At 70.0% G+C, this 21,411-nt stretch carries 19 protein-coding genes, 1 rRNA gene and 1 riboswitch; of the genes, 4 read left to right on the top strand and 16 right to left on the bottom strand.

Annotated features, from left to right (window positions below; genetic code table 11):
- Nucleotides 1-23 precede the first annotated feature (23 nt).
- From AB0I06_RS32695 to AB0I06_RS32705, 3 genes are all read right to left on the bottom strand, one after another.
- The gene (locus tag AB0I06_RS32695; RefSeq protein WP_363122506.1) at nucleotides 24-788 is read right to left on the bottom strand and encodes a carbohydrate ABC transporter permease; all 765 of its coding nucleotides are present in this window, start codon (nucleotides 786-788) and stop codon (nucleotides 24-26) included.
- A 74-nt stretch (nucleotides 789-862) separates the two neighbouring features.
- Nucleotides 863-1,861, bottom strand: coding sequence for a sugar ABC transporter permease (locus AB0I06_RS32700; protein ID WP_363122487.1), 999 nt, complete (start codon nucleotides 1,859-1,861; stop codon nucleotides 863-865).
- 6 nt (nucleotides 1,862-1,867) lie between these two features.
- On the bottom strand, nucleotides 1,868-3,157 hold the full coding sequence (locus AB0I06_RS32705) for an extracellular solute-binding protein (protein WP_363122489.1): 1,290 nt from the start codon (nucleotides 3,155-3,157) through the stop codon (nucleotides 1,868-1,870).
- Between the two features lie 424 nt (nucleotides 3,158-3,581).
- Between AB0I06_RS32705 and AB0I06_RS32710 the strand changes: the two genes are divergently transcribed.
- The gene (locus AB0I06_RS32710; protein ID WP_363122490.1) at nucleotides 3,582-5,561 is read left to right on the top strand and encodes an amino acid transporter; all 1,980 of its coding nucleotides are present in this window, start codon (nucleotides 3,582-3,584) and stop codon (nucleotides 5,559-5,561) included.
- A gap of 1 nt (nucleotide 5,562) precedes the next feature.
- On the opposite strand, the gene AB0I06_RS32715 is transcribed toward AB0I06_RS32710, so the two are convergent.
- Nucleotides 5,563-6,159, bottom strand: a complete 597-nt coding sequence (locus tag AB0I06_RS32715; protein ID WP_363122491.1) for a DUF1707 domain-containing protein — start codon at nucleotides 6,157-6,159, stop codon at nucleotides 5,563-5,565.
- A 125-nt stretch (nucleotides 6,160-6,284) separates the two neighbouring features.
- Here AB0I06_RS32715 and AB0I06_RS32720 point away from each other — a divergent pair, with 125 nt between their 5' ends.
- Nucleotides 6,285-6,680, top strand: a complete 396-nt coding sequence (locus AB0I06_RS32720) for a helix-turn-helix transcriptional regulator (protein ID WP_363122492.1) — start codon at nucleotides 6,285-6,287, stop codon at nucleotides 6,678-6,680.
- Nucleotides 6,681-6,757: 77 nt separating this feature from the next.
- On the top strand, nucleotides 6,758-7,177 hold the full coding sequence (locus AB0I06_RS32725; protein ID WP_363122493.1) for a TOBE domain-containing protein: 420 nt from the start codon (nucleotides 6,758-6,760) through the stop codon (nucleotides 7,175-7,177).
- A 64-nt stretch (nucleotides 7,178-7,241) separates the two neighbouring features.
- Here AB0I06_RS32725 and gcvP read toward each other — a convergent pair whose 3' ends face one another.
- Complete coding sequence (gene gcvP, locus AB0I06_RS32730; RefSeq protein ID WP_363122494.1) at nucleotides 7,242-10,127, bottom strand: aminomethyl-transferring glycine dehydrogenase; 2,886 nt, start codon at nucleotides 10,125-10,127, stop codon at nucleotides 7,242-7,244.
- Between the two features lie 175 nt (nucleotides 10,128-10,302).
- A riboswitch (glycine riboswitch) is annotated at nucleotides 10,303-10,398 on the bottom strand.
- Nucleotides 10,399-10,511: 113 nt separating this feature from the next.
- Between gcvP and AB0I06_RS32735 the strand changes: the two genes are divergently transcribed.
- The gene (locus tag AB0I06_RS32735; RefSeq protein ID WP_363122495.1) at nucleotides 10,512-10,886 is read left to right on the top strand and encodes a PRC-barrel domain-containing protein; all 375 of its coding nucleotides are present in this window, start codon (nucleotides 10,512-10,514) and stop codon (nucleotides 10,884-10,886) included.
- Here the strand turns inward: AB0I06_RS32735 and AB0I06_RS32740 are convergent.
- From AB0I06_RS32740 to rrf, 11 genes are all read right to left on the bottom strand, one after another.
- Entirely contained in the window at nucleotides 10,805-12,259 is a 1,455-nt protein-coding gene (locus AB0I06_RS32740) for a DNA polymerase IV (protein ID WP_363122496.1), read from the bottom strand. The genes AB0I06_RS32735 and AB0I06_RS32740 overlap by 82 nt on opposite strands.
- Nucleotides 12,260-12,394: 135 nt before the next feature.
- Entirely contained in the window at nucleotides 12,395-13,078 is a 684-nt protein-coding gene (locus AB0I06_RS32745; RefSeq protein ID WP_363122497.1) for a MerR family transcriptional regulator, read from the bottom strand.
- A gap of 293 nt (nucleotides 13,079-13,371) precedes the next feature.
- Nucleotides 13,372-13,845: a bifunctional nuclease family protein gene (locus tag AB0I06_RS32750; RefSeq protein WP_190897230.1), complete on the bottom strand. Its 474-nt coding sequence runs from the start codon at nucleotides 13,843-13,845 to the stop codon at nucleotides 13,372-13,374.
- Between the two features lie 85 nt (nucleotides 13,846-13,930).
- Nucleotides 13,931-14,668: a MerR family transcriptional regulator gene (locus tag AB0I06_RS32755; protein WP_363122498.1), complete on the bottom strand. Its 738-nt coding sequence runs from the start codon at nucleotides 14,666-14,668 to the stop codon at nucleotides 13,931-13,933.
- A 53-nt stretch (nucleotides 14,669-14,721) separates the two neighbouring features.
- Nucleotides 14,722-15,675: an FHA domain-containing protein gene (locus AB0I06_RS32760; protein WP_363122499.1), complete on the bottom strand. Its 954-nt coding sequence runs from the start codon at nucleotides 15,673-15,675 to the stop codon at nucleotides 14,722-14,724.
- A gap of 61 nt (nucleotides 15,676-15,736) precedes the next feature.
- Nucleotides 15,737-16,648, bottom strand: coding sequence for a DUF881 domain-containing protein (locus tag AB0I06_RS32765; RefSeq protein ID WP_363122500.1), 912 nt, complete (start codon nucleotides 16,646-16,648; stop codon nucleotides 15,737-15,739).
- A 5-nt stretch (nucleotides 16,649-16,653) separates the two neighbouring features.
- Nucleotides 16,654-16,986: a small basic family protein gene (locus AB0I06_RS32770; RefSeq protein WP_003988855.1), complete on the bottom strand. Its 333-nt coding sequence runs from the start codon at nucleotides 16,984-16,986 to the stop codon at nucleotides 16,654-16,656.
- On the bottom strand, nucleotides 16,983-17,897 hold the full coding sequence (locus AB0I06_RS32775) for a DUF881 domain-containing protein (RefSeq protein ID WP_363122501.1): 915 nt from the start codon (nucleotides 17,895-17,897) through the stop codon (nucleotides 16,983-16,985). The genes AB0I06_RS32770 and AB0I06_RS32775 overlap by 4 nt, the downstream gene beginning before the upstream one ends.
- Nucleotides 17,898-17,994: 97 nt before the next feature.
- Nucleotides 17,995-20,490: a mannose-1-phosphate guanyltransferase gene (locus tag AB0I06_RS32780; protein ID WP_363122502.1), complete on the bottom strand. Its 2,496-nt coding sequence runs from the start codon at nucleotides 20,488-20,490 to the stop codon at nucleotides 17,995-17,997.
- 114 nt (nucleotides 20,491-20,604) lie between these two features.
- Nucleotides 20,605-21,213: a CDP-alcohol phosphatidyltransferase family protein gene (locus tag AB0I06_RS32785; protein ID WP_363122503.1), complete on the bottom strand. Its 609-nt coding sequence runs from the start codon at nucleotides 21,211-21,213 to the stop codon at nucleotides 20,605-20,607.
- A gap of 107 nt (nucleotides 21,214-21,320) precedes the next feature.
- Nucleotides 21,321-21,411: ribosomal RNA gene (rrf, locus tag AB0I06_RS32790) — 5S ribosomal RNA — on the bottom strand; the annotation flags it as partial.

Genomic DNA, 21,411 nt, shown 5'->3' on the forward strand with positions numbered 1-21,411 from the left:
GAGCCGTACGTTCGCGGCGCGCGTCAGCCCTTGGTGGCGCCGGCGGTGAGGCCGCCGACGAGCTGGCGCTCGGCGACCGAGTAGAAGGCGAGGGCGGGCACCATGGCCAGCACCAGATAGGCGAAGACCTTGGCGTACTCCGCGGAGTACTGCCCCTGGAACTGCTGGACGCCGATCGGCAGCGTCCACCACTGCGCGTCGGTGAACACCAGCAGCGGCAGGAAGAAGTTGTTCCAGCTGGTGACGACTGCCAGTACGGAGACCGTGCCGAGGGCGGGCCGTGCCATGGGCAGCAGCACCCGCCAGAAGAAGCCGAAGGAGGTGCACCCGTCGAGCGTGGCCGCCTCCTCCAGCTCCCCGGGGATCTGCCGGAAGAAGCCGCGCAGGATGATGATCGTCATCGGCAGTCCGAAGGCGGCCTGCGGGAGGATCACGCCGAGCGGGTTGTCCAGCAGGTCCAGGGAGCGCAGCAGCAGGAACAGCGGCAGGGCGGCCACCGCGAACGGGAACATCAGCCCCATGGTGAACAGGGTGAACAGCGCCTCCCGGCCCCGGAAGGCGAACCGCGCGAAGGAGAAGGCCGACAGCGCGGACACCGCGACGACCAGGACGGTCGTGCCCACCGCGATCAGCGTGCTGTTGCCGATCAGCCGCCAGAAGTCCCCCGAGCCGAGGATCTGGGTGTAGTTGGAGGTCACCCACGACTCGGGCAGGCCGACCGGGTTGCGGGAGAGCTCGTCGGTCGTCTTGAAGCCGGAGAGCACGGCGTAGAGCAGGGGGACGGCCATGACCGCGCCGACGACGGTCAGGACGAGGTGCAGGCTCCAGACCCTGGCGCCCCCACGGGTCTTCCGACTGGCTGTCACTTTCCGTCCCCCCGCATGGTCGTGGTGGCCCCCTGGAGGTCGCGTCGCAGGACGAACCGCTGGTAGGCGAGGGCGAAGACGAGGCTGATGCCGAACATGACCACGCTGATCGCGCTGGCATAACCGACCTGGTAGCGCTTGAAGCCGTACTGGAACATGGTCACGGCCATGGTCTCGGAGTGGTGGTCGGGACCGCCCGCCGTGGTCACCCACACCAGGTCGAAGAGCTGGATCGAGCCGATGACCGCCAGGAACACGCTGATGCGCAGGGTGGGCGCGAGCAGGGGCAGCGTCACGTTGCGGAACCGCTGCCAGGCACTGGCGCCGTCGATGAGCGCCGCCTCGGTCAGTTCCTTCGGCACGGCCTGGAGCGCGGCCAGGTACAGCATCATGTGGAAGCCGAAGTACTTCCAGGTCATGACCAGGAACACGGTCGCCATGACGGTGGAGGGGTCCGCGAACCACTCGCCGCCCAGCCCGGACAGTCCGATCTTGCCGAGGACCTGGTCGGCGAAGCCGTCGTCCGGGGCGAAGATCATGCCGAAGAGGATTCCGGTGATGGCCTCCGACAGGACGTACGGGGCGAAGAACAGCATCCGGTACACCGCCCGGCCGCGCACCCGCTGGTTGAGCAGCACGGCCATGGCGAGCGCGAACGGCAGCTGGACGGCGAGTGACAGCACGACCAGGAGCAGGCAGCGCCACAGGTCGCCGAGGAAGACGTCGTCCTGGAAGAGCCGGGTGAAGTTCTCGCCGCCGATGTAGTCGGAGGGCATGCCGAAGCCGCCCCAGCGGAAGAACGCGGCGTACAGGGCGAACAGCATCGGCAGCAGCACGAGCCCCATGAACAGCACCAGGGCAGGGAGCTGGAAGCCGGCCGCGGTGAGCCAGTGCAGTGCGCGGCGCCGGGACCGCCCCGTGGGCCGCTCCGGCGCCGGGGGCGGGGAACCGGCGCCGCGGCGGGTCCGTTTGTCCGGCAGGAACGTGGAGGTCATCGCCGGCTACTGCTCTTCCTTCGCGGTCTTCGTGATCGACTGGGCGACCTGGCCGGGCGACTTGGAGCCGGCGATGAGCCCGGCCACGCTGTCGTTGACCTCCTGTCCGACGGCGGGCGCGTACGCCTGGTCCAGGTAGAGCTGGAAGCCGGTGGCGGCCTTCAACTGGGCCTGGACGGCCTTGAGGTTGGGGTCGGCCATGGCGCTCTCGGCCGTGGGCACCACGGGCAGGACACCGGTCTTCTTGACCAGTTCCCGGTCGGTGGCCTCGGACGCGAAGAACTTGAGGAAGTCGACGGCCTCCTGAGGGGCGCCCCGGCGCAGCGCGTGCCCGCCCCCGCCGCCGAACACCTCGGTGAGGGCGCCCTTGCCGCCCTCCACGGCCGGGAACGGGAAGAATCCGAGGTCCTTGCCGAGGCCCTTGCCCGCGTCGGCCTGGACCGTGGGCGCCCACTGGCCCATGAGTTCCATCGCCGCCTTGCCGTTGCCGACGGTGGCGGCCTGGCCGGTGGGGGTGGAATAGGCGGCGCCTAGGTAGCCCTTCTGGAACGGCTGGAGACCGACCAGTTCCTTGAGGTGCTCGCCCGCCTCGACGAAGGGCGCTCCGGTGAAGTCCTTGGCGGCGTAGGCCTTCTCGAGCGCGTCGGCGCCGGCAGTGCGCATCGCGAGGTAGGCCCAGTAGTACATGCCGGGCCACTTCTCCTTGCCGGCCAGTGCCAGCGGGGTGACCTTGGCGGCCTTGAGCTTGCGTACGGCGTCGAGGAAGCCGTCCCAGGTGGCCGGCGGTTCCGCGATGCCGGCCTTCGCGAAGAGCGCCTTGTTGTACCAGAAGCCGATCATGCCGATGTCGAACGGAACGCCGTAGGCCTGGTCGTCGAAGAGGTACGGCTCCCGGGCGACCGGCAGCAGGGCGTCGCCCCAGGGCTTGGTCCGGTCGGTGAGGTTCTCGACGAGCCCGGCGTCGACCTGCTGCTTGAGCACGCCGCCGCCCCAGGTGTGGAAGATGTCGGGCAGCTTCCCGGAGGCGGTCAGGGCCGTCATCTTCGACTTGTAGGCGTCGTTCTCCAACTGGACGATCTTTATCTTGACCTTGGGGTTCTGCGCCTCGTACTTGCGGGCGAGAGCGGCCCAGACGCCCTTGGCCGGCTGCGTGGTGGAGATGTTCCACCACTCGATGGTGGTCGTCCCCGACGACCCCTTGTCCTCTCCGCCGCATGCGGTCAGGGCCGTCATCCCCAGTCCGGCAGCGGCGGAGGCCCCCAGGAAGCTGCGGCGGGACAGTGCCGGGTCGCCCATCATGCGCTCCTCGAAAGTTTCGAATGAGATCCAGAAAGCTTCGCTGTTGCCGCACCCTAGAGACAGCGCCCAAACGGTGGCAACCCCCTGTGCACGGTGAATCTTTCACCGGCAATGGGCGTGAGGACTGAGGGCGAAACATTCGGGAGAGGGCGCGAACGTTCCGAGACGGGCGCGGGAGTGATCACGCACGGTATCCACCCGCGCGCCGGCCGGCCAGGGCCGCCCACTCCGCCGACTGGGCCGTCTCACGGCCTCTCAGCTCGCGTTTTCGCGGGTGGCGCCGCCCCGCCCGCCAGTCTTAACGGAAGTTTGACGCGCTCGGCCCGCTCATCCCCGGGCCACGGCATCACGCTCCGCTTACGCTGATCGGGCTGTCCGGCGATGGCCGGAAACCCGCCGATCCGCACACGGGAGCACGTCGATGGCCACCACCGAGCACCCGGCACCGAGCCGTCCGGAGCCCAACGCCCCCAGCCGCCTGCGCGCCTGGATGCTGGAGGGCCTGTCCGACATGGGCAAGGGCGGCGGCCACACCGGGCCGCACGCGGAGCCGAAGCCGCCGTACCGGGGTCAGCCCTGGTGGCGGGTGATGTGCCTGACCGGTGTCGACTACTTTTCGACCCTCGGCTACCAGCCGGGCATCGCGGCCCTCGCCGCCGGACTGCTGTCACCGATCGCGACCATCGTCCTGGTCGTCGTCACGCTGGCCGGGGCCCTGCCCGTCTACCGCCGCGTGGCCGAGGAGAGCCCGCACGGCGAGGGCTCGATCGCGATGCTGGAACGGCTGCTGTCCTTCTGGCAGGGCAAGCTCTTCGTGCTGACGCTGCTGGGCTTCGCCGCCACCGACTTCCTCATCACCATCACCCTGTCGGCGGCCGACGCCTCCACCCACCTCGTGGAGAACCCGCATCTGACCGGTGTGCTCCAGGACCACCGGATGCTGATCACGCTGATCCTCGTGGCCCTGCTCGGGGCGGTGTTCCTCAAGGGGTTCCTGGAGGCGGTCGGCGTCGCGGTCGCCCTCGTCGGTGCCTATCTGGCGCTGAACGCGGTCGTGGTGGTCGTCGGCCTCTACCACGTGGCCACCGCGGGCCATGTGGTCGCCGACTGGTCGAGCGCGCTCACCGCCCAGCACAGCAACGTCTTCGCGATGATCGGCGTCGCCCTGCTCGTCTTCCCGAAGCTGGCCCTCGGCCTCTCCGGGTTCGAGACGGGTGTCGCGGTGATGCCTCACGTCAAGGGCGACCCGGGCGACACGGAGGCCCGCCCGGCCGGCCGCGTCCGCGACACCAGGAAGCTGCTCACCACCGCCGCTGTGATCATGAGCGGCTTCCTCATCACCACCAGCTTCATCACCACCCTCCTCATCCCGGAGAAGGAGTTCGAGTCGGGCGGCCAGGCCAACGGCCGGGCGCTCGCCTACCTGGCGCACGACTACCTGGGCAACACCTTCGGCACGGTCTACGACATCTCGACGATCGCCATCCTGTGGTTCGCAGGCGCCTCCGCGATGGCGGGCCTGCTCAACCTGATGCCGCGCTACCTGCCCCGCTACGGCATGGCCCCGCACTGGGCCCGGGCGGTGCGGCCCATGGTCATCGTCTTCACCCTGATCGCCTTCCTGGTGACCTGGATCTTCGACGCGGACGTCAACGCCCAGGGCGGTGCCTACGCCACCGGTGTGCTTGTCCTCATCAGCTCCGCCGCGATCGCCGTGACCATCGCCGCCCGCAAGGCCCGCCAGCGGAACTGGACCCTCGCCTTCGCGGTGATCTCCGCGGTGTTCCTCTACACGACCGTGCTCAACGTCATCGAGCGCCCCGACGGCGTGAAGATCGGCGGCTGCTTCATCGCCGGCATCATTCTGGTGTCCCTGCTGTCACGGCTGGCCCGGGCGTTCGAACTGCGCGTGACCAGCGTGACGCTGGACGACATGGCGGAACGCTTCGTCCGGGACATGGCCAGCCGCCGGATGCGGTTCATCGCCAACGAGCCCGACCGGCGCGACATCGCCGAGTACCGCGACAAGATCGAGCAGATCCGGCACGACAACGACGTACCCGGACAGGAGGACTTCGTCTTCGTCGAGGTGACGGTGACCGACCCGTCCGAGTTCGAAGCGGGGCTGACCGTGCGGGGCGAGGTGCTGCACGGCCGCTACCGGGTGCTGACCCTGGAGTCGTCCTCCATCCCCAACGCCCTGGCGGCGCTCTTGCTGTATGTGCGCGACGCGACCGGCCGCACGCCGCACATCTACTTCGAGTGGACCGAGGGCGGGCCCTTCGCCAACCTCCTGCGCTTCTTCCTGTTCGGCCAGGGCGAGGTCGCGCCGGTGACCCGCGAGGTGCTGCGGGAGGCGGAACCGGACCGGAAGCGGCGGCCGAGGGTGCACGTGGGCTGAGTCAGGCGGTCGCGCCCCTCCGGCCGAAGCCCCGGCGCCGCGGGCGCACCACGATCTGCCCGTAGTGGACCTCGCCCGTGATCCGTATCCGCAGCAGGACGGGGGCGTCGGCCGGCCGACGTGCCTTGATCCCGGAGTAGTGCAGGTCCAGGCCACCGGTGTCCACGACAACGCCCGGCCGGGTCAGAAGCTTCAGGGCACCGGCGCGCAGGTCCAGGTCGATGTCCAGCGTGTCGTGGACGATCACCGCGTCGGTGAGGTCGAGCGTGACCTCGCCCCACGCCGAGCGGATCTCCAGCCGCCGGGGCACCACCCAGCCGTCGCCCCGCCGGGTCGAGGCCCCCTCCTGGCGGATTCGGACCACGTCCTCGGCCTGGGTGACGGCCTGGCCGGCCGGCACGGGCAGATCCGCCGTCAGCACGGCGAGCTCACCGACCGTACGGGCGGACAGCGCGGCCTCCAGTCGCTCGTCGAGCTCCTCCAGGGTCAGCCGGCCGTCTCCCGCGGCGACGCGCAGTACCTCCACGGTCCGGTCCCGGTCCGCGTGCGACGCCCTCACCTCGGGCGATCCCGCGCTCCGCACGATCTCGGCCACCATCACTCCACCCCCGGTCCCCGGGCACTCCGCCCGGCCGTCCACTCGACGACTAACGCTATATCGCGTTATACCCGATGGCCAACCCCGCATCCGCCGTCGCCTCTTCCCGCCCCTATCGTGACCGGATGCAGTCCTACACGATCGGCCAGGCAGCACGGCTGCTCGGCGTGAGCCCCGACACCGCCCGGCGCTGGGCGGACGCGGGGCGCGTCACGACCCACCGCGACGAGACCGGTCGACGGCTCATCGACGGGCGGGACCTGGCCGCCTTCTCGGTCGAGCTCGCCCGCTCCGGAGCCACCGAGGAGGACACCCCCTACACCTCGGCCCGCAACGCCTTCCCCGGCATCGTCACGGCGATCAAGCTGGGCGACGTCGCCGCCCAGGTGGAGATCCAGGCCGGCCCCCACCGGCTCGTCTCCCTGCTCACCCGCGAGGCGGTGGAGGAACTGGGCCTGGAGGTCGGCATGGAGGCCACGGCCCGCGTGAAGTCGACGAACGTCCACATCGACCGCGTCTGAGCGCCGGGGGCGACGGCACCGCCGACGCAGGCACGCGCATCCCCGGCTCGGCGCGGCCCCGGGGCTACCGTGCACCCATGAGCCTGAGCATCCGCAACCAGCTCCCCGGCACCGTCACCGCCGTCACCTCCGACGAGGCCATGGCGGCGGTCGGGGTCCGTCTCGATGGCGGTCAGGACCTCACCGCCGCCATCACCCGTGAGGCCGCGGAGGACCTCGGTCTCACCCCGGGCACCGCCGTGCGCGCCTTGATGAAGTCCACGGAGGTCTCGTTGGCCACGGCCCCGATCGAGGGCCTGTCGATCCGCAACCAGCTCCCCGGCACGGTGACGGACATCGTGGCCGGCGACGCGATGGCCTCGGTCCGCGTCACCGTCGAGGGCGGCGAGCTGACCGCCGTGATCACCAGGGACGCCGCTGACGAGCTCGCCCTGTCGCCCGGGATCCCGGTGGTCGCCCTGGTCAAGGCGACCGAGGTGTCACTCGCCACCGCCTGACGGCCCGGCGAACGCCGGGAGGGGCCCCGCACCGCGGAGCCCCTCCCCGTGACCGGGCGGCCGGTCAGTCCTCGTACGCGTCCAGCGGCGGGCAGGAGCACACGAGGTTGCGGTCGCCGTAGGCCTGGTCGATGCGGCGCACCGGCGGCCAGTACTTGTCGGCGGGCGAGACCCCGGCCGGGAAGACGGCCTCCTCACGGCTGTAGGCGTGCTCCCACGCCCCGGCCAGCGCGCCGGCGGTGTGCGGGGCGCCGCGCAGCGGGTTGTCCTCCGCGGGCCACTCACCGGAGCCGACCTTCTCGATCTCCGCGCGGATGGCGATCATCGCGTCGCAGAACCGGTCGAGTTCGGCGAGGTCCTCCGACTCGGTCGGTTCGATCATCAGCGTCCCGGCCACCGGGAACGACATGGTCGGCGCGTGGAAGCCGTAGTCGATGAGCCGCTTGGCGACGTCGTCGACGCTCACCCCGGTCGCCTTGGTCAGGGGCCGCAGGTCGATGATGCACTCGTGCGCGACCAGGCCGCCGGGGCCGGTGTAGAGCACCGGGTAGTGCGGCTCCAGCCGCTTGGCGATGTAGTTGGCGCTGAGCACCGCCACCTGCGTGGCCCGCTTGAGCCCCTCGCCGCCCATGAGGCGCACGTACGCCCACGAGATGGGCAGGATGCCCGCCGAGCCCCACGGCGCCGCGGAGATGGGCCCGACGCCCGTCTCGGGGCCCGCCTCGGGCTGCAGCGGGTGGTTCGGCAGGTACGGGGCGAGGTGTTCGCGCACGGCCACCGGGCCGACGCCGGGGCCGCCGCCGCCGTGCGGGATGCAGAAGGTCTTGTGCAGGTTCAGGTGCGAGACGTCGCCGCCGAAGTGCCCCGGCTTGGCGAGCCCGACGAGCGCGTTGAGGTTGGCCCCGTCGACGTAGACCTGCCCGCCGGCCTCGTGCACCTGCGCGCAGATGTCGGCGACGTGCTCCTCGAACACGCCGTGGGTGGACGGGTAGGTGATCATCAGTACGGCCAGCTCGTCGCGGTACTGCTCGATCTTCGCCCGCAGGTCCTCGACGTCGATCTCGCCGTCCCCGGCGGTCTTCACGACGACGACCTTCATGCCGGCCATGACCGCGCTGGCGGCGTTGGTGCCGTGCGCGGACGACGGGATCAGGCACACGGTGCGCTGCTCGTCGCCGTTGGCCCGGTGGTACCCGCGGACGGCGAGCAGACCGGCCAGCTCGCCCTGCGACCCGGCGTTCGGCTGGAGGGAGACCTTGTCGTAGCCGGTGACCTCGGCGAGGCGGTCCTCCAGCTCGTGGATGAGGGTGAGGTAGCCCGCCGCCTGCTCGGCGGGGGCGAAGGGGTGCAGCTGCCCGAACTCGGGCCAGGTGACCGGCTCCATCTCCGTGGTCGCGTTGAGCTTCATGGTGCAGGAGCCCAGCGGGATCATGCCCCGGTCGAGCGCGTAGTCCCGGTCGGCCAGCTTGCGCAGGTAGCGCAGCATGGCCGTCTCGGAGCGGTGCTGGTGGAAGACGGGGTGCGTCAGGTAGTCGTCGGTGCGCAGCAGCGCCTGCGGCAGCCCCTCCTGCGTGGCCGCGTCCAGCGCTTCGACGACGCCCTCGACGCCGAAGGCGGCCCACACGGCCCGCAGCTGGGCGCGGGTGGTGGTCTCGTCGCAGGCGATGGAGACGTGGTCGGCGTCGACGCGGCGCAGGTTGACCCCGTTGTCCCGGGCGGCGGCCACGACCTCGGCGGCGCGGCCCTCGATCCGCGCGGTCACCGTGTCGAAGTAGGAGCCGTGCACGACCTCGACCCCGCCGTTGGCGAGCCCGGCGGCGAGGACGGTGGCGTACCGGTGGGTGCGCCGCGCGATGCCCTTGAGGCCCTCCGGACCGTGGTAGACGGCGTACATGCCGGCCATGACGGCGAGCAGCACCTGCGCGGTGCAGATGTTGCTGGTGGCCTTCTCCCGGCGGATGTGCTGCTCACGCGTCTGCAGCGCCAGCCGGTAGGCCTTGTTGCCGTCGGCGTCGACGGACACGCCGACGAGCCGCCCCGGCAGGCTGCGCGCCATCTTGTCCTGGACGGCCATGTAGCCGGCGTGCGGACCGCCGAAGCCCATGGGCACGCCGAAGCGCTGCGTCGTCCCGACCGCGATGTCCGCCCCGAGCTCGCCGGGGGACTTCAGCAGCGTCAGCGCCAGCAGATCGGCGGCGACCGTGACGAGCGCCCCGAGTTCGTGCGCCTGATCGATGACGGGCTTGATGTCCCGCACGGCTCCGGAGGCGCCCGGGTACTGGATCAGCACGCCGTTGATCTCGCGCTGGGCGATCTCGGCGGGGATGCCGTCGCCGAGGTCGGCGACGACGACCTCGACGCCGGTCGGCTCGGCGCGGGTCCGGATCACCGCGATGGTCTGCGGCAGCGCGTCCGCGTCGACCAGGAACAGGCCCTTCTTGTTCTTGCCCAGACGCCGCGACAGCGCCATGGCCTCGGCGGCCGCGGTGCCCTCGTCGAGCAGCGAGGCGCCGGAGGTCGGCAGTCCGGTCAGGTCGGCGACCATGGTCTGGAAGTTCAGCAGCGCTTCGAGCCGGCCCTGCGAGATCTCGGGCTGGTACGGCGTGTAGGCCGTGTACCAGGACGGGTTCTCCATGACGTTGCGCAGGATGACCGGCGGCGTGAACGTGCCGTGGTAGCCGAGGCCGATCATGGAGCCGAGTACCTGGTTGCGGTCGGCCAGCGAGCGCAGCTCGGCGATCACCTCGGCCTCGCTGCGGGCGCCCGGCAGGTCCAGTGCCTCGGCGCTCGCGATCACGGCCGGGACCGCGGCGGCGGTGAGCTCGTCCAGCGAGCCGTAGCCGACGTGCGCGAGCATCTTGGCGCAGGCCTCGTGGTCGGGGCCGATGTGGCGCTGCTCGAAGGGGGCTGCCTCTTCGAGCTCGGAGAGCGGAATGCGGTGGGCGGTCATTACGGAGGCCTCCTGGTCGACACGACCTGCGAGGGGCACCACGGCACGGGTACCCGGACGGCCTCCCCCTCTGTCATCTCAACCTGAGAGCTTCACCGGATCGCCCGAGGGCGCCCGGTTTTCACCGTCGGTGAGAGCGGAAGCCGTCGACACCCGCCCTGCTTTCCAGAGTGACCTCGTCCGTGCGGTACGTGAGCCTGAGAGATTCCGGGGAGGATTTGCTCCTTCGGCGCCTCCGATGACGTCTGGAGGACTCTCCCGCACGGGGTCAACAGCCGCTGCCAGCGTACCAGCGAGGTCAACGCACGAACCTTCGAGTGGCCGCATCCGTACTTGTACCGTTTTGTAGTGCTTACGGATGAGGTGCGACCATGTGGAGGGCCCGTGCGAACCGATATCGATCCCCGCAACCTGATCGGCCGCAAGGCGTTCGACCGCAGGGGGACCAGGATCGGCACGATCGACGAGGTCTACCTCGACGACGCCACCGGCGAGCCGGAGTGGGCGGCCATACGGACCGGCCTGTTCAGCAGGGACGCTTTCGTCCCCCTGGAGCCCAGCGAACTGATCGAGGGGGCCCTGCACGTCCCCTTCGACCGCGCCCTGATCAAGGACGCCCCCGACTTCGGCGTGGGCCGCCACCTCTCCCCCGAACAGGAACTTCAGCTCTACCACCACTACGGCCTCGACGTCGCCGCCCCGCCGCCGCTCCCCGACCACGACTTCGGCAAGCTGGCGGGCACCGACGAGACGGCCTGAGACCTCGCTCCGGGCACCTCGCCTCCCCCATCCGGCCCCGATAACACCAACGGCAACGGATCGGCCGCCTCCAGCTGCGGATCGTCGATCCGGAAGGTCCGCACGCGCCCGGGCTCCGAGGAGGGCGTCTCGAACCGCACGGTGACCCGCCCCAGGCCGCTGCCCTGCACCCAGCCGTGCCCGAACTCGGCATGCCGCACGTCGCGCCCGGCGGGCCATCGGCGCTCGGCCGGCGCCGGCTGCTTCTCGACCGGCGCCGGGGCGTGCTCCTCGACCGGGCCCTCGGCGACCGCCCGCTCCCCCGCCGCCTGCGCGAACAGGTCCTCCTGCGTGTAATCGGCGAGCCCGCTCACGCCCACCCCGAGCAGCCGCACCCCACCCGTCGTGTCGACCGAGTCCAGCAGTCTGGCCGCCGCCTCCCGGATCACCGCGGGATCGTCCGTCGGCCCGCGCAGCGTCTCGGATCTCGTGAGCGTCGAGAAGTCGTAGCGCCGCACCTTCAGCACGATCGTCCGCCCCGACAGCCCGGCCCCGCGCAGCCGCCGCACACACCGCTCGGCGAGCCGCTGCACCTCCAGCCCCACCCGCGTCCGGTCGTGGATGTCGACGTCGTAGGTGTCCTCGACGGACACCGACTTGGCCTCGCGCTCCGCCACCACGGGCCGGTCGTCCCGCGCCAGCGCCATGGCGTACAGCCCGTGCCCGTGCGCCTTGCCCAGCAGCCGGACCAGCTCGTCCTCGCCCGCCTCGACGATCTCCTCGACCGTGGTGATGCCGGCCCGCCGCAGATGGTCACCGGTCGCCGGCCCCACCCCCGGCAGCGTCCGCACCGACATCGGCCCGAGCATCGCCCGCTCGGTGCCCGGCTCGATCACCACCAGCCCGTCTGGCTTGGCCTCCTCCGAGGCGATCTTGGCGAGCATCTTGGAGGCGGCGAGACCCACCGACCCCGTCAGCCCCGTGACGGCCCGGATGTCCGCGCGCAGCTTCACCCCGGCCAGCCGCGCCGACCGCTCGTCCCAGGCCACTCCCCCGGCCTCCAGGTCCACGAACGCCTCGTCCAGGCTCAGCGGCTCCACCAACGGCGACAAAGCGCGCAGCAGCTCCATCACACGCTCGCTGATCGAGCGGTAGAAGTCGAAGCGCGGCACGAGATACGCGGCGTGGGGCGCGAGCCGCCTGGCCTGCCCCATGGGCATCGCCGAATGCACCCCGAAGACCCTCGCCTCGTACGAGGCGGTCGCCACCACCCCGCGCGGCCCGAGCCCGCCCACGACCACGGCCTTGCCGCGCAGACTCGGCTTGGACGCCTGCTCCACCGAGGCGTAGAAGGCATCCATGTCGAGATGCAGGATCGTGGGCGCGGTTCTCACACCTCCGATGCTGCCCTACGCCACTGACAACGCCTCGCGCGGCCACCCCGACAGCGGCAGGGGAAACCGCTTGCGGCCCGGCGCCGAAACGTCCCGCCTCAAGCGATCGTGTCCGTCCACCCTCCGCAGGACGGCTCAGACGGCCCGGTTGCGCCGACGCGCCAGTTCGTCCGCAGGGTTGGGCCCGACCAGGGTCTCGCCGGTGTCGATCCGCTCGCCGTGCAGCTGGGACAGCGCGCTCTCGACGTCCCGCCACACCACGCCCACGGCGATCCCGAACACCCCCTGCCCACCCTGGAGCAGGGCGTGCACCTCGTCGGGCGAGGTGCACTCGTAGACCGTCGCGCCGTCGCTCATCAGCGTCATGCGCTCCAGATCGCTGAAACCGCGTTCCCTGAGGTGCTGGACAGCCGTGCGGATGTTCTGCAACGACACCCCGGTGTCGAGGAACCGCTTGACGATCTTCAGAACGACGACGTCCCGGAAGCTGTACAGCCGCTGTGTCCCGGACCCGTGTGCGGGGCGCACGCTCGGCTCGACGAGCCCCGTGCGGGCCCAGTAGTCCAATTGCCGGTAGGTGATACCGGCAGCCGCACAGGCCGTGGGGCCGCGATAGCCGATCTGCTCGGACGCCATGGACGTCGTCCCTCCGCTGCTCGGCACCGCTGTCGGTCGCTGCGGAGCGTGTTGGGCCGCACCGCCGGGCTGGGGGCATCCCCCACCCGGGAGGGCCCGTGAGCCGGGGGGAGGGTACGGACCGCTCGCCCTGAGACTGCGCTCGGGGCCACCCCCAGCCGTACCGTCGCCGCTGCTTCTCACGCCGACCTCCGTCCTTGACCTGCCTTCTCGACGGTAGGCAGTCACCAGGGGTGCGTCAACGATCGCCACACTCGCCACGCCGAGTGATAATCACCCTGAGAGTGGTTTCCCGTGCCCCACCGCGGGGAAAGGCTAGCCGAATGTGGTCCGCACGGGCCGTATGACGCACTCACACGCCACCGGCACATGCGGGCAATTCACCCTCACACATACGGCGGGCGACCCCGCCGCGGACCACTTCGTCCGCCGGGCCGCCCACACGCCGCTCCGACCGCTTCCGCCGACCGCGGAACTCACTGACTGCTGGTGCCGAAGTCCTCCGGCGAGATCTGGTCGAGGAACTCGCGGAACTTCTCCACCTCGTCCTCCTGCTCGTCCGGGATCGCGATCCCCGCGTCGTCGAGCACCGTGTCACTGCCGTAGATCGGCGTCCCGGTGCGCAACGCGAGCGCTATGGCGTCGGACGGGCGGGCACTCACCTCGACGCCGCTGGCGAACACCAGCTCCGCGTAGAAGACGCCGTCACGCAGGTCCGTGATGCGCACTTCCGTGAGCTCCTGGCCCACCGCTTCCAGCACGTCCTTGAACAGGTCGTGGGTCAGCGGCCGCGCGGGAGCCATGCCCTGCTGGGCGAAGGCGATCGCCGTCGCCTCCCCCGGCCCGATCCAAATGGGGAGGTAACGGTCGCCTCCCACTTCACGCAGCAGCACGATCGGTTGGTTGGAGGGCATTTCGACCCGGACACCTACGACATCGAGCTCGTTCACACAGCAACCCTAGGCCGTGCTCGGGACGTTTGGGTAGTCGGGCCGGGACAGGGCGCCTGATCCGGCCCCTCGAACGCCCGCCGCGTCAGGGCAGCCGGACCCCGAGCGCCGTCTGCACGAGCGCGGCGTGCAGCTTCACCGTCAGCCCCGCCAGTTCCTTCGTACGGTCCTCGGCGTGGGCCCTCGTCTGCGGGTTCCGGTGCCGCCTCAGCGGGGCCACCACCTGGTCCACCAGCCCGGCCTCCCGGTCGGCGGCTGCCTTCATCACACGCAGGTGGCGCGGCTCGATCCCGAACCGCCCCAGCTCGGTGATGAGCGAGGCGACCGTGACCGCCTCCGCGTCGTAGGACCCGTCCTCCAGTGGGGTGAGCAGCCCGTAGGACTCCCACTCCTTGAGCTCCGGCTCGTCGACCCCGGCGGCGGCGAGCAGCTCCTCACGGCCGATCCTGGCCGCTGTGGGCCCCTCGGACGGCTGGGGCACCGCTTCACCGTCACGCCGGCGGCCCACGACCGGCAGCGCGACGGCGTCACCGCGCTCCCTGGCCGCCAGGTGCTCGCGGATCACCTTCAGAGGCAGATAGTGGTCCCGCTGCATCCTCAGGACCTGTCCGAGACGCTCGACGTCGCGGGCGCTGAACTTGCGATACCCCGAGGGGGTCCGCTGCGGCTCGATGAGCCCCTCCGACTCCAGGAAACGGATCTTGGAGATGGTCACCTCGGGAAACTCGTCGCGCAGCACGTTCAGCACCGTGCCGATGCTCATCAGCCCGCTGTCCGTGGCGGCGGCGCCGTGCCCGGCACCGCCGCTCGGTGTTTGCAGCATGGACCTTCCCTGACGGACGGACCTTCGCCGGGGCCTCGCGGGACGCAGCCCGGTCAGTAGCCCCGCTGGCTGGCGTAGAAGACCAGCCGGTACTTGCCGATCTGCACCTCGTCGCCGTTGTTCAGCGCGACCTGGTCGATCCGCTCGCGGTTGACGTACGTGCCGTTGAGGCTGCCCACGTCGGCCACCGTGAACGAGCCGTCCTGACCGCGGCGGAACTCCACATGGCGCCGGGAGACCGTCACGTCGTCCAGGAAGATGTCGCTCTGCGGGTGACGACCGGCCGTGGTCAGATCGCCGTCCAGCAGGAAGCGGCTGCCCGAGTTCGGACCGCGGCGCACCACCAGGAGCGCGGAGCCCAGCGGCAGCGCGTCGACGGCCGCCTGCGCCTCGGGGGACAGCGTCGGCATCGGCGTCTGGCCGGTGGTCTCGCTGTCGTAGGCCTCGAGACCGGAGATGGAGATCGTGGAGGTCGTCTCGGACGGACGCTCCGGCGTCGCACCCGCCCGCAGCGGCGCGCCGCAGTTGGAGCAGAAACGGCTGTTCTCCCCGTTGCGGTTACCGCACCTCGTACACACCAAGGCCGACATCGGATCCTCCTGCCGCGGCTGCCCACCGGGGGCGTTGGACGCGTACGGGTCGGAGAACGCTCCACCCGCACCTGAGGTTGACGGCTGCCCGAAACCTATTCCGCCGGGCTGCGCAGGGTCAACCGAAGGAGCGCCCTGACCACCGGAGACATCGCCGCCCGGGCCGCCGACCTGGTCCCGGAACAGCGGTCGCTGGCCTTCCGCGTCAGGCTGTGCGCGATGACGGGCGGTGGCGTTGTCGCTGCCCTCTCGCGCGCTCTTGCCGAACAACTTCGCAAACAACTTCACGGGCGATTCCCCTTGACCGAAACAGACCCGCCCGTGGGGCAGGACGAACCCTGACTGAACACTCTGGCCGACCCGGACATCCTGACAACGTCCGTCTGCACCAGACAGTTTCCACCACGCACCGCCCATTCGGTGCGCCGACCCCCCGCAACCTCATGCCCTCGCCCGACGCCGCCCATGCACCCCCGGTTCACTGCGAGGACGACCGAGCGTAGTCAGGCCGCTTCGCTGCTCGCAAGGCGTCCACGACGATCTTGGTCGACCGCTCGATCGCGACGGTGGCCTGTTCCTTCTCGAGAGTCTGCACCACGCCTCCGGGGATGTTGAGCGCCGGCTCGAGGTCCTGCGGCTTGCCGATGACCTTGAAACGATAGGGCGCGTTGATCTTGTTCCCGTCGACGCCGACGCCCTTGCCCGAGTCCGTCAGGTACGTGCCGGCGACGACCCGTACGCCGTTGACCTGGATCGCCTCGGCGCCCGCCGCGCGCAGCTCCTGGATCGCGTCGAGCAGCATGTCCGCCTCGACCGTCCCCTTCGTGTCCTGGATCGTCATGGTGATGCCGGGCCCCTGCGCGGCCACCGTGCCCGCCAGGATGCCGAGTTGCCTCTCCTTCTCGATCGTCTGCTTCCGGGCCTCCTCGGCCTGGTCGGAGCTGTTCTCCAGCTCGTCACGCTGCTTCTCGAGACCTTGCTTCTCGTCCTCTAGACGCTGAGTACGGTCATCCAGTTCATCGAGGATGCGGACAAGATCTTCCTGCCGCGCTCCCCGCAGGGCGCTGTCGCTGTCACTGTTGGAGGCCACCTGCACCGCCAGCCCGAATCCCAGGCCGAACAGCAGCACCGCGACGATGAGTTGGGCCCGGGTGACCCGCGGCGGCCACACTCCCTGCACCAGCCGCTGCCGGCCGGTCAGCCGCGGCTCGGCGTCCGGCTGCGGTCGCGGTACCGGCTCCGGCTCCCTCGGCGCCTCCTCGGCGGGGGCGGGGGGCACCGCCGCGGGCACCTCCTGGGGCAGCTCCTTGCGCAGCCTGCTCCCGGACTCGGCACCGCCGTCGCGCGCGCCGTCCCGGTCCTCGGCGGGCTTGTCGTCGTGCTCGCTCATCGGCCTCACGCCCGGAACACGTGCCGGCGGATCGCCGCGGCGTTGGAGAAGATCCGGATGCCGAGGACGACCACCACACCGGTGGACAGCTGCGCACCCACGCCGAGCTTGTCGCCCAGGAACACGATCAGCGCGGCCACGACCACGTTCGACAGGAACGACACCACGAAGACCTTGTCGTCGAAGATGCCGTCGAGCATGGCCCGCAGACCGCCGAAGACGGCGTCGAGCGCCGCCACGACAGCGATCGGCAGATAAGGCTCGACCACCGCCGGAACCTCAGGCCGGACCAACAGGCCGGCCACGACTCCCACCACGAGGCCCAGTACGGCGATCACGATGTGCCCTTCTCGCTCTTCTCGATGCTCGGCTGTGCTGTACGTACGGTCACACTCGGCGCGGCAGGCAGCCGGAGGTCGTCCTCCACGGAGATGCCTGTCCTGATGCCGTAGCTCTCCTGCAGCGCGTGCAGGTACAACCCGTCGGCGCTGTTCTGGAACCGCGTGCTCAACCGCTGCCCGTCCCCCACCGCGAGCACCGTGTACGGCGGCACCAGCGGCTTGTTGTCGACCAGTATGGCGTCCCCCGCGGCCCTGATCGCGGACAGCGCCGTCAGCCGCTGCCCGTTGATGGAGACGGCCTCGGCGCCCGACTCCCACAGCCCGTTGACCACGCGCTGCATGTCCCGGTCACGTACCCGGCCGGTGTCGGAGAAGCCGGAGGTCTCACGCGGGTTGCCGTCACCGCCCGAGGCGGCTTCCTTGGCGTCGTTCACGACCAGCTTCACACCGGGGCCGTGCACCGCGACCGCGCCGGACAGGATGCCCGTCAGGTCGGAGTCCGCACTGCCGCCACTGTGCTTCAGCGCCTCGCGCTGGCGCGCGCTCACGTCCGCGCGCAGCTCGTCGACGGAATCCTCCAGCTTGTCCGCGGTCTCGGTCTCCCGGTCGATGCGGTCGACCAGCTCGCCCCGCTCCTTGGCGACGACCGGAGCGGCCACCCGTGCCTGCGCAGCCCCGACGGTCACGATCAAAGCCGCCAGCACCAGGCCGGCGGCGAGTCCGAGCTTCGCCCTGAGCGTCTTCGGTATGCCGCTGTCGCCCACGGCCTTCTTGCGCGCGGCGGCCTCGGCGTAACCGTCGTCGAGGCTGTGGTCCATGACGTTGGTCAGCAACGACATGGACGCGTCCGGGCGCCGGGGCCGCGCGGGTGTGCTCCGAATGGGGGGTTGCTGCGGCATGCCGCACATCGTCGCATGTCGCGAGCACTACCTCCGAACGGGCCCTGCGGCGTGCCGGACAGGCCCCGTTGGGGACACTTGTCCGGCACGCACGCGTGCAGCCCGTCTACCGGCCGGCGCTGTCCACGACCGCCGACCATTCGTCCAGCAGGGCCTGCGCGGAGGCGTCGTCCGGCCCCTCGGCCCACAGGTGGGTGACGGCCTCGGCCGGGTCGGGCAGCACCATCACCCAACGGCCGTCGGTCTCCACCACCCGCACACCGTCGGTGGTGTCCACGAAGCGGTCTCCGGCCGCTTCGACGACCCGCCGCATCACGAGCCCCTTGACGGCCCACGGGGTCGCCAGGTCCCGCTTCAGGACGTGCGCCCGCGGGATCCGCGCGTCGATCTGGCTCAGCGTGAGCTGCGTGCGCGCCACCAGGCCGATGAGCCGCACGAAGGCCGCCGTGGCGTCGTACACGCTGCTGAACTCGGGGACGATGAAACCGCCCTTGCCGTCACCGCCGAAGATCGTCCCTTCCTCACCGCCCACGCGCGTGAGGTCGTCGGGCGAGGTGGTCGTCCACTCGACCTGCGTCCCGTGGTACGCCGCCACCTGCTCGGCGATCCGGGTCGTGGTCACCGGCAGCGCGACCCGGCCGCTGCGCCGCTCGGCCGCGACCAGGTCCAGCATCACGAGCAGTGCCCGGTCGTCCTCGATGATCCGGCCCTTCTCGTCGACGAGCGAGAGCCGCTCGCCGACCGGGTCGAACCGCACACCGAACGCGGCACCCGAGGACGCCACGATCTCCCCGAGCCGCACCATCCCCGACCGCCGCATGTCGGCCGTCTCGGTCGGCCGGGACTCGTCGAGACCGGGGTTGATCGTCAGCGAGTCCACCCCGAGCTTGCCGAGCAGGCTCGGCAGCACGAGACCGGCGCTTCCGTTGGAGGCGTCGACGACGACCTTGAGCCCGGATTCCGCGATCCCGGTCGTGTCGACGTTCCGCAGCAGCGACCCGGTGTACGAGTCGAAGACGCTGGCCGGGAAGTGCAGGTCACCGATCTCCCCGGGGAAGGCACGGCGGTACTCCTGCCGCGCGAACACCCGGTCCAGCTTCCGCTGGCTGCCCTGCGACAGGTCGGCGCCCTGCCCGTCGAAGAACATGATGTCGACCGAGTCCGGCACCCCGGGCGTGGTCCGGATCATGATGCCGCCCGCGCTGCCTCGCGCGGTCTGCTGCCGGGCCACGGGCAGCGGCACGTTCTCCAGGTCGCGCACGTCGATGGCGCTGGCCTGCAACGCGGAGATCACCGCCCGCTTCAGCGCGCGGGCACCACGCGAGTGGTCACGGGCCGTGGTGACGGTCGAGCCCTTCTTCAGGGTCGTCGCGTACGCACCCGCCAGTCGGACCGCCAGTTCCGGCGTGATCTCCACGTTCAGGATGCCGGAGACACCACGGGCACCGAACAGATGCGCCTGGCCCCTTGACTCCCAGATCACCGAGGTGTTGACGAAAGCACCGGCCTCGATGGTCTTGAACGGATAGACCCGCACATTGCCCTGGACGATCGATTCTTCACCGATCAGGCACTCATCACCGATGACCGCCCCGTCCTCGATCCGCGCCGCGCGCATGATGTCGGTGTTCTTGCCGACCACGCAGCCGCGCAGATTGCTGTGCGGTCCCACGTAGACGTTGTCGTGGACGACGGCCTTGTGCAGGAACGCGCCGCTCTTGACGACCACGTTGGAGCCCACGACCGTGTGCTCGCGGATTTCGGCGCCGGCCTCGACCTTGGCGTAGTCACCGATGTAGACGGGCCCGCGCAGAACGGCGTCCGGGTGGACCTCGGCGCCTTCGGCGACCCATACGCCCGGGGAGATCTCGAACCCGTCGATGTCGACGTCGACCTTGCCCTCGAGGACATCGGCCTGCGCCTTCACATAGCTCTCGTGGGTGCCGACGTCCTCCCAGTAGCCCTCGGCGATGTAGCCGTAGACGGGCTTGCCTTCCTTCATCAGCTGCGGGAAGACGTCACCGGACCAGTCGACGGGCACGTCGGGGTCGACGTAGTCGAAGACCTCGGGCTCCATGACATAGATGCCGGTGTTCACCGTGTCGGAGAAGACCTGGCCCCAGGTGGGCTTCTCGAGGAAGCGCTCCACCTTGCCTTCCTCGTCGACGATGGTGATACCGAATTCCAGCGGGTTGGGCACACGCGTCAGGCAGACGGTGACCAGCGCGCCCTTCTCCTTGTGGAAATTGATGAGCTCGGTGAGGTCGAAGTCCGTCAGGGCATCGCCGGAGATGACAAGGAAGGCGTCGTCCTTCAACGCCTCTTCGGCGTTCTTGACGCTTCCGGCGGTACCGAGTGGCTTCTCCTCATTGGCATAGGTGAGCTCCATACCAAGCTCTTCGCCGTCACCGAAGTAGTTCTTGACGAGCGAGGCCAGGAACTGGACAGTCACGACTGTTTCATTGAGCCCATGCCTTTTGAGCAGCCGCAGAACATGCTCCATGATCGGCCGGTTTGCCACCGGCAGGAGCGGCTTGGGCATGCTTGAGGTCATAGGGCGAAGGCGCGTGCCTTCGCCTCCGGCCATCACGACGGCCTTCATGTCGGAAGCGTCCTCCTCGAAGAGACGGTCTAGCCGACCTCCCCCGCCAGGATTGTCCCGCACTTATCCAGCACGGGCCATCGCTCCGCTACGGCAGCAGGACCATCCGGGAGTTCAATCGGCCGTGGCATCCGCACGGACCAGGCGGCGGACTTGTACCACGTAGAGGACTCCTGCCCACCAGTACAGCGTTGTACCCCATCCGGCGAACGCCCATCCGAAAATAGCAGCGAGTGACGAGATCCAGCCAGTTCCGTCACTGAGCAGAAGCAGGGGGAAGGCGTACATCAGGTTGAAGGTGGCGGCCTTGCCCAGGAAGTTCACCTGGGGCGGCGGATAGCCGTGCCGCCGCAGGATGCCCACCATGACCAGCAGGACGAGCTCTCGCGCGACAAGTACCGCGGTCAACCAGAGGGGCAGAATCTCACGCCAGGTGAGGCCGACCAAGGTCGTCAGAATGTAGAGCCGATCGGCGGCGGGATCGAGGAGCCGGCCGAGGCTGCTGATCTGGTTCCAGCGGCGGGCCAGTTTGCCGTCCAGGTAGTCGCTGACGCCGCTCAGAGCGAGCACCAGAAGGGCCCAGCCGTCACTCTTGGGCCCACCGAACTCAGGCCACAGGATCAGCCACAGGAAGACGGGTACGCCGACGAGTCGAGCCATGCTGAGGATGTTCGGGATGGTGAGCACACGGTCCGTCTGGACGCGAGTCTCCTGAACCTCCACCCGGGGGCCTCCTGTGGGAAACGTGCCAACGATGCTCCCTGACCCTACCTCAACGCAAAAAAGCTCTGGCTCTCGGGCTTAACCCGAGAGCCAGAGCTCTAAGAATTGTTCGGCGGCGTCCTACTCTCCCACAGGGTCCCCCCTGCAGTACCATCGGCGCTGTAAGGCTTAGCTTCCGGGTTCGGAATGTAACCGGGC

This window comes from Streptomyces sp. NPDC050674, assembly GCF_040654575.1.
Classification (GTDB): Bacteria; Actinomycetota; Actinomycetes; order Streptomycetales; family Streptomycetaceae; genus Streptomyces.

Coding starts and splice junctions, on each gene's coding strand:
- AB0I06_RS32695 (WP_363122506.1), bottom strand. CDS start 788: ATGGCCGTCCCCCTGCTCTACGCCGTGCTCTCCGGCTTCAAGACGACC.
- AB0I06_RS32700 (WP_363122487.1), bottom strand. CDS start 1,861: ATGACCTCCACGTTCCTGCCGGACAAACGGACCCGCCGCGGCGCCGGT.
- AB0I06_RS32705 (WP_363122489.1), bottom strand. CDS start 3,157: ATGGGCGACCCGGCACTGTCCCGCCGCAGCTTCCTGGGGGCCTCCGCC.
- AB0I06_RS32710 (WP_363122490.1), top strand. CDS start 3,582: ATGGCCACCACCGAGCACCCGGCACCGAGCCGTCCGGAGCCCAACGCC.
- AB0I06_RS32715 (WP_363122491.1), bottom strand. CDS start 6,159: ATGGTGGCCGAGATCGTGCGGAGCGCGGGATCGCCCGAGGTGAGGGCG.
- AB0I06_RS32720 (WP_363122492.1), top strand. CDS start 6,285: ATGCAGTCCTACACGATCGGCCAGGCAGCACGGCTGCTCGGCGTGAGC.
- AB0I06_RS32725 (WP_363122493.1), top strand. CDS start 6,758: ATGAGCCTGAGCATCCGCAACCAGCTCCCCGGCACCGTCACCGCCGTC.
- gcvP (WP_363122494.1), bottom strand. CDS start 10,127: ATGACCGCCCACCGCATTCCGCTCTCCGAGCTCGAAGAGGCAGCCCCC.
- AB0I06_RS32755 (WP_363122498.1), bottom strand. CDS start 14,668: ATGCTGCAAACACCGAGCGGCGGTGCCGGGCACGGCGCCGCCGCCACG.
- AB0I06_RS32760 (WP_363122499.1), bottom strand. CDS start 15,675: ATGGGCGGTGCGTGGTGGAAACTGTCTGGTGCAGACGGACGTTGTCAG.
- AB0I06_RS32765 (WP_363122500.1), bottom strand. CDS start 16,648: ATGAGCGAGCACGACGACAAGCCCGCCGAGGACCGGGACGGCGCGCGC.
- AB0I06_RS32775 (WP_363122501.1), bottom strand. CDS start 17,897: ATGTGCGGCATGCCGCAGCAACCCCCCATTCGGAGCACACCCGCGCGG.
- AB0I06_RS32780 (WP_363122502.1), bottom strand. CDS start 20,490: ATGAAGGCCGTCGTGATGGCCGGAGGCGAAGGCACGCGCCTTCGCCCT.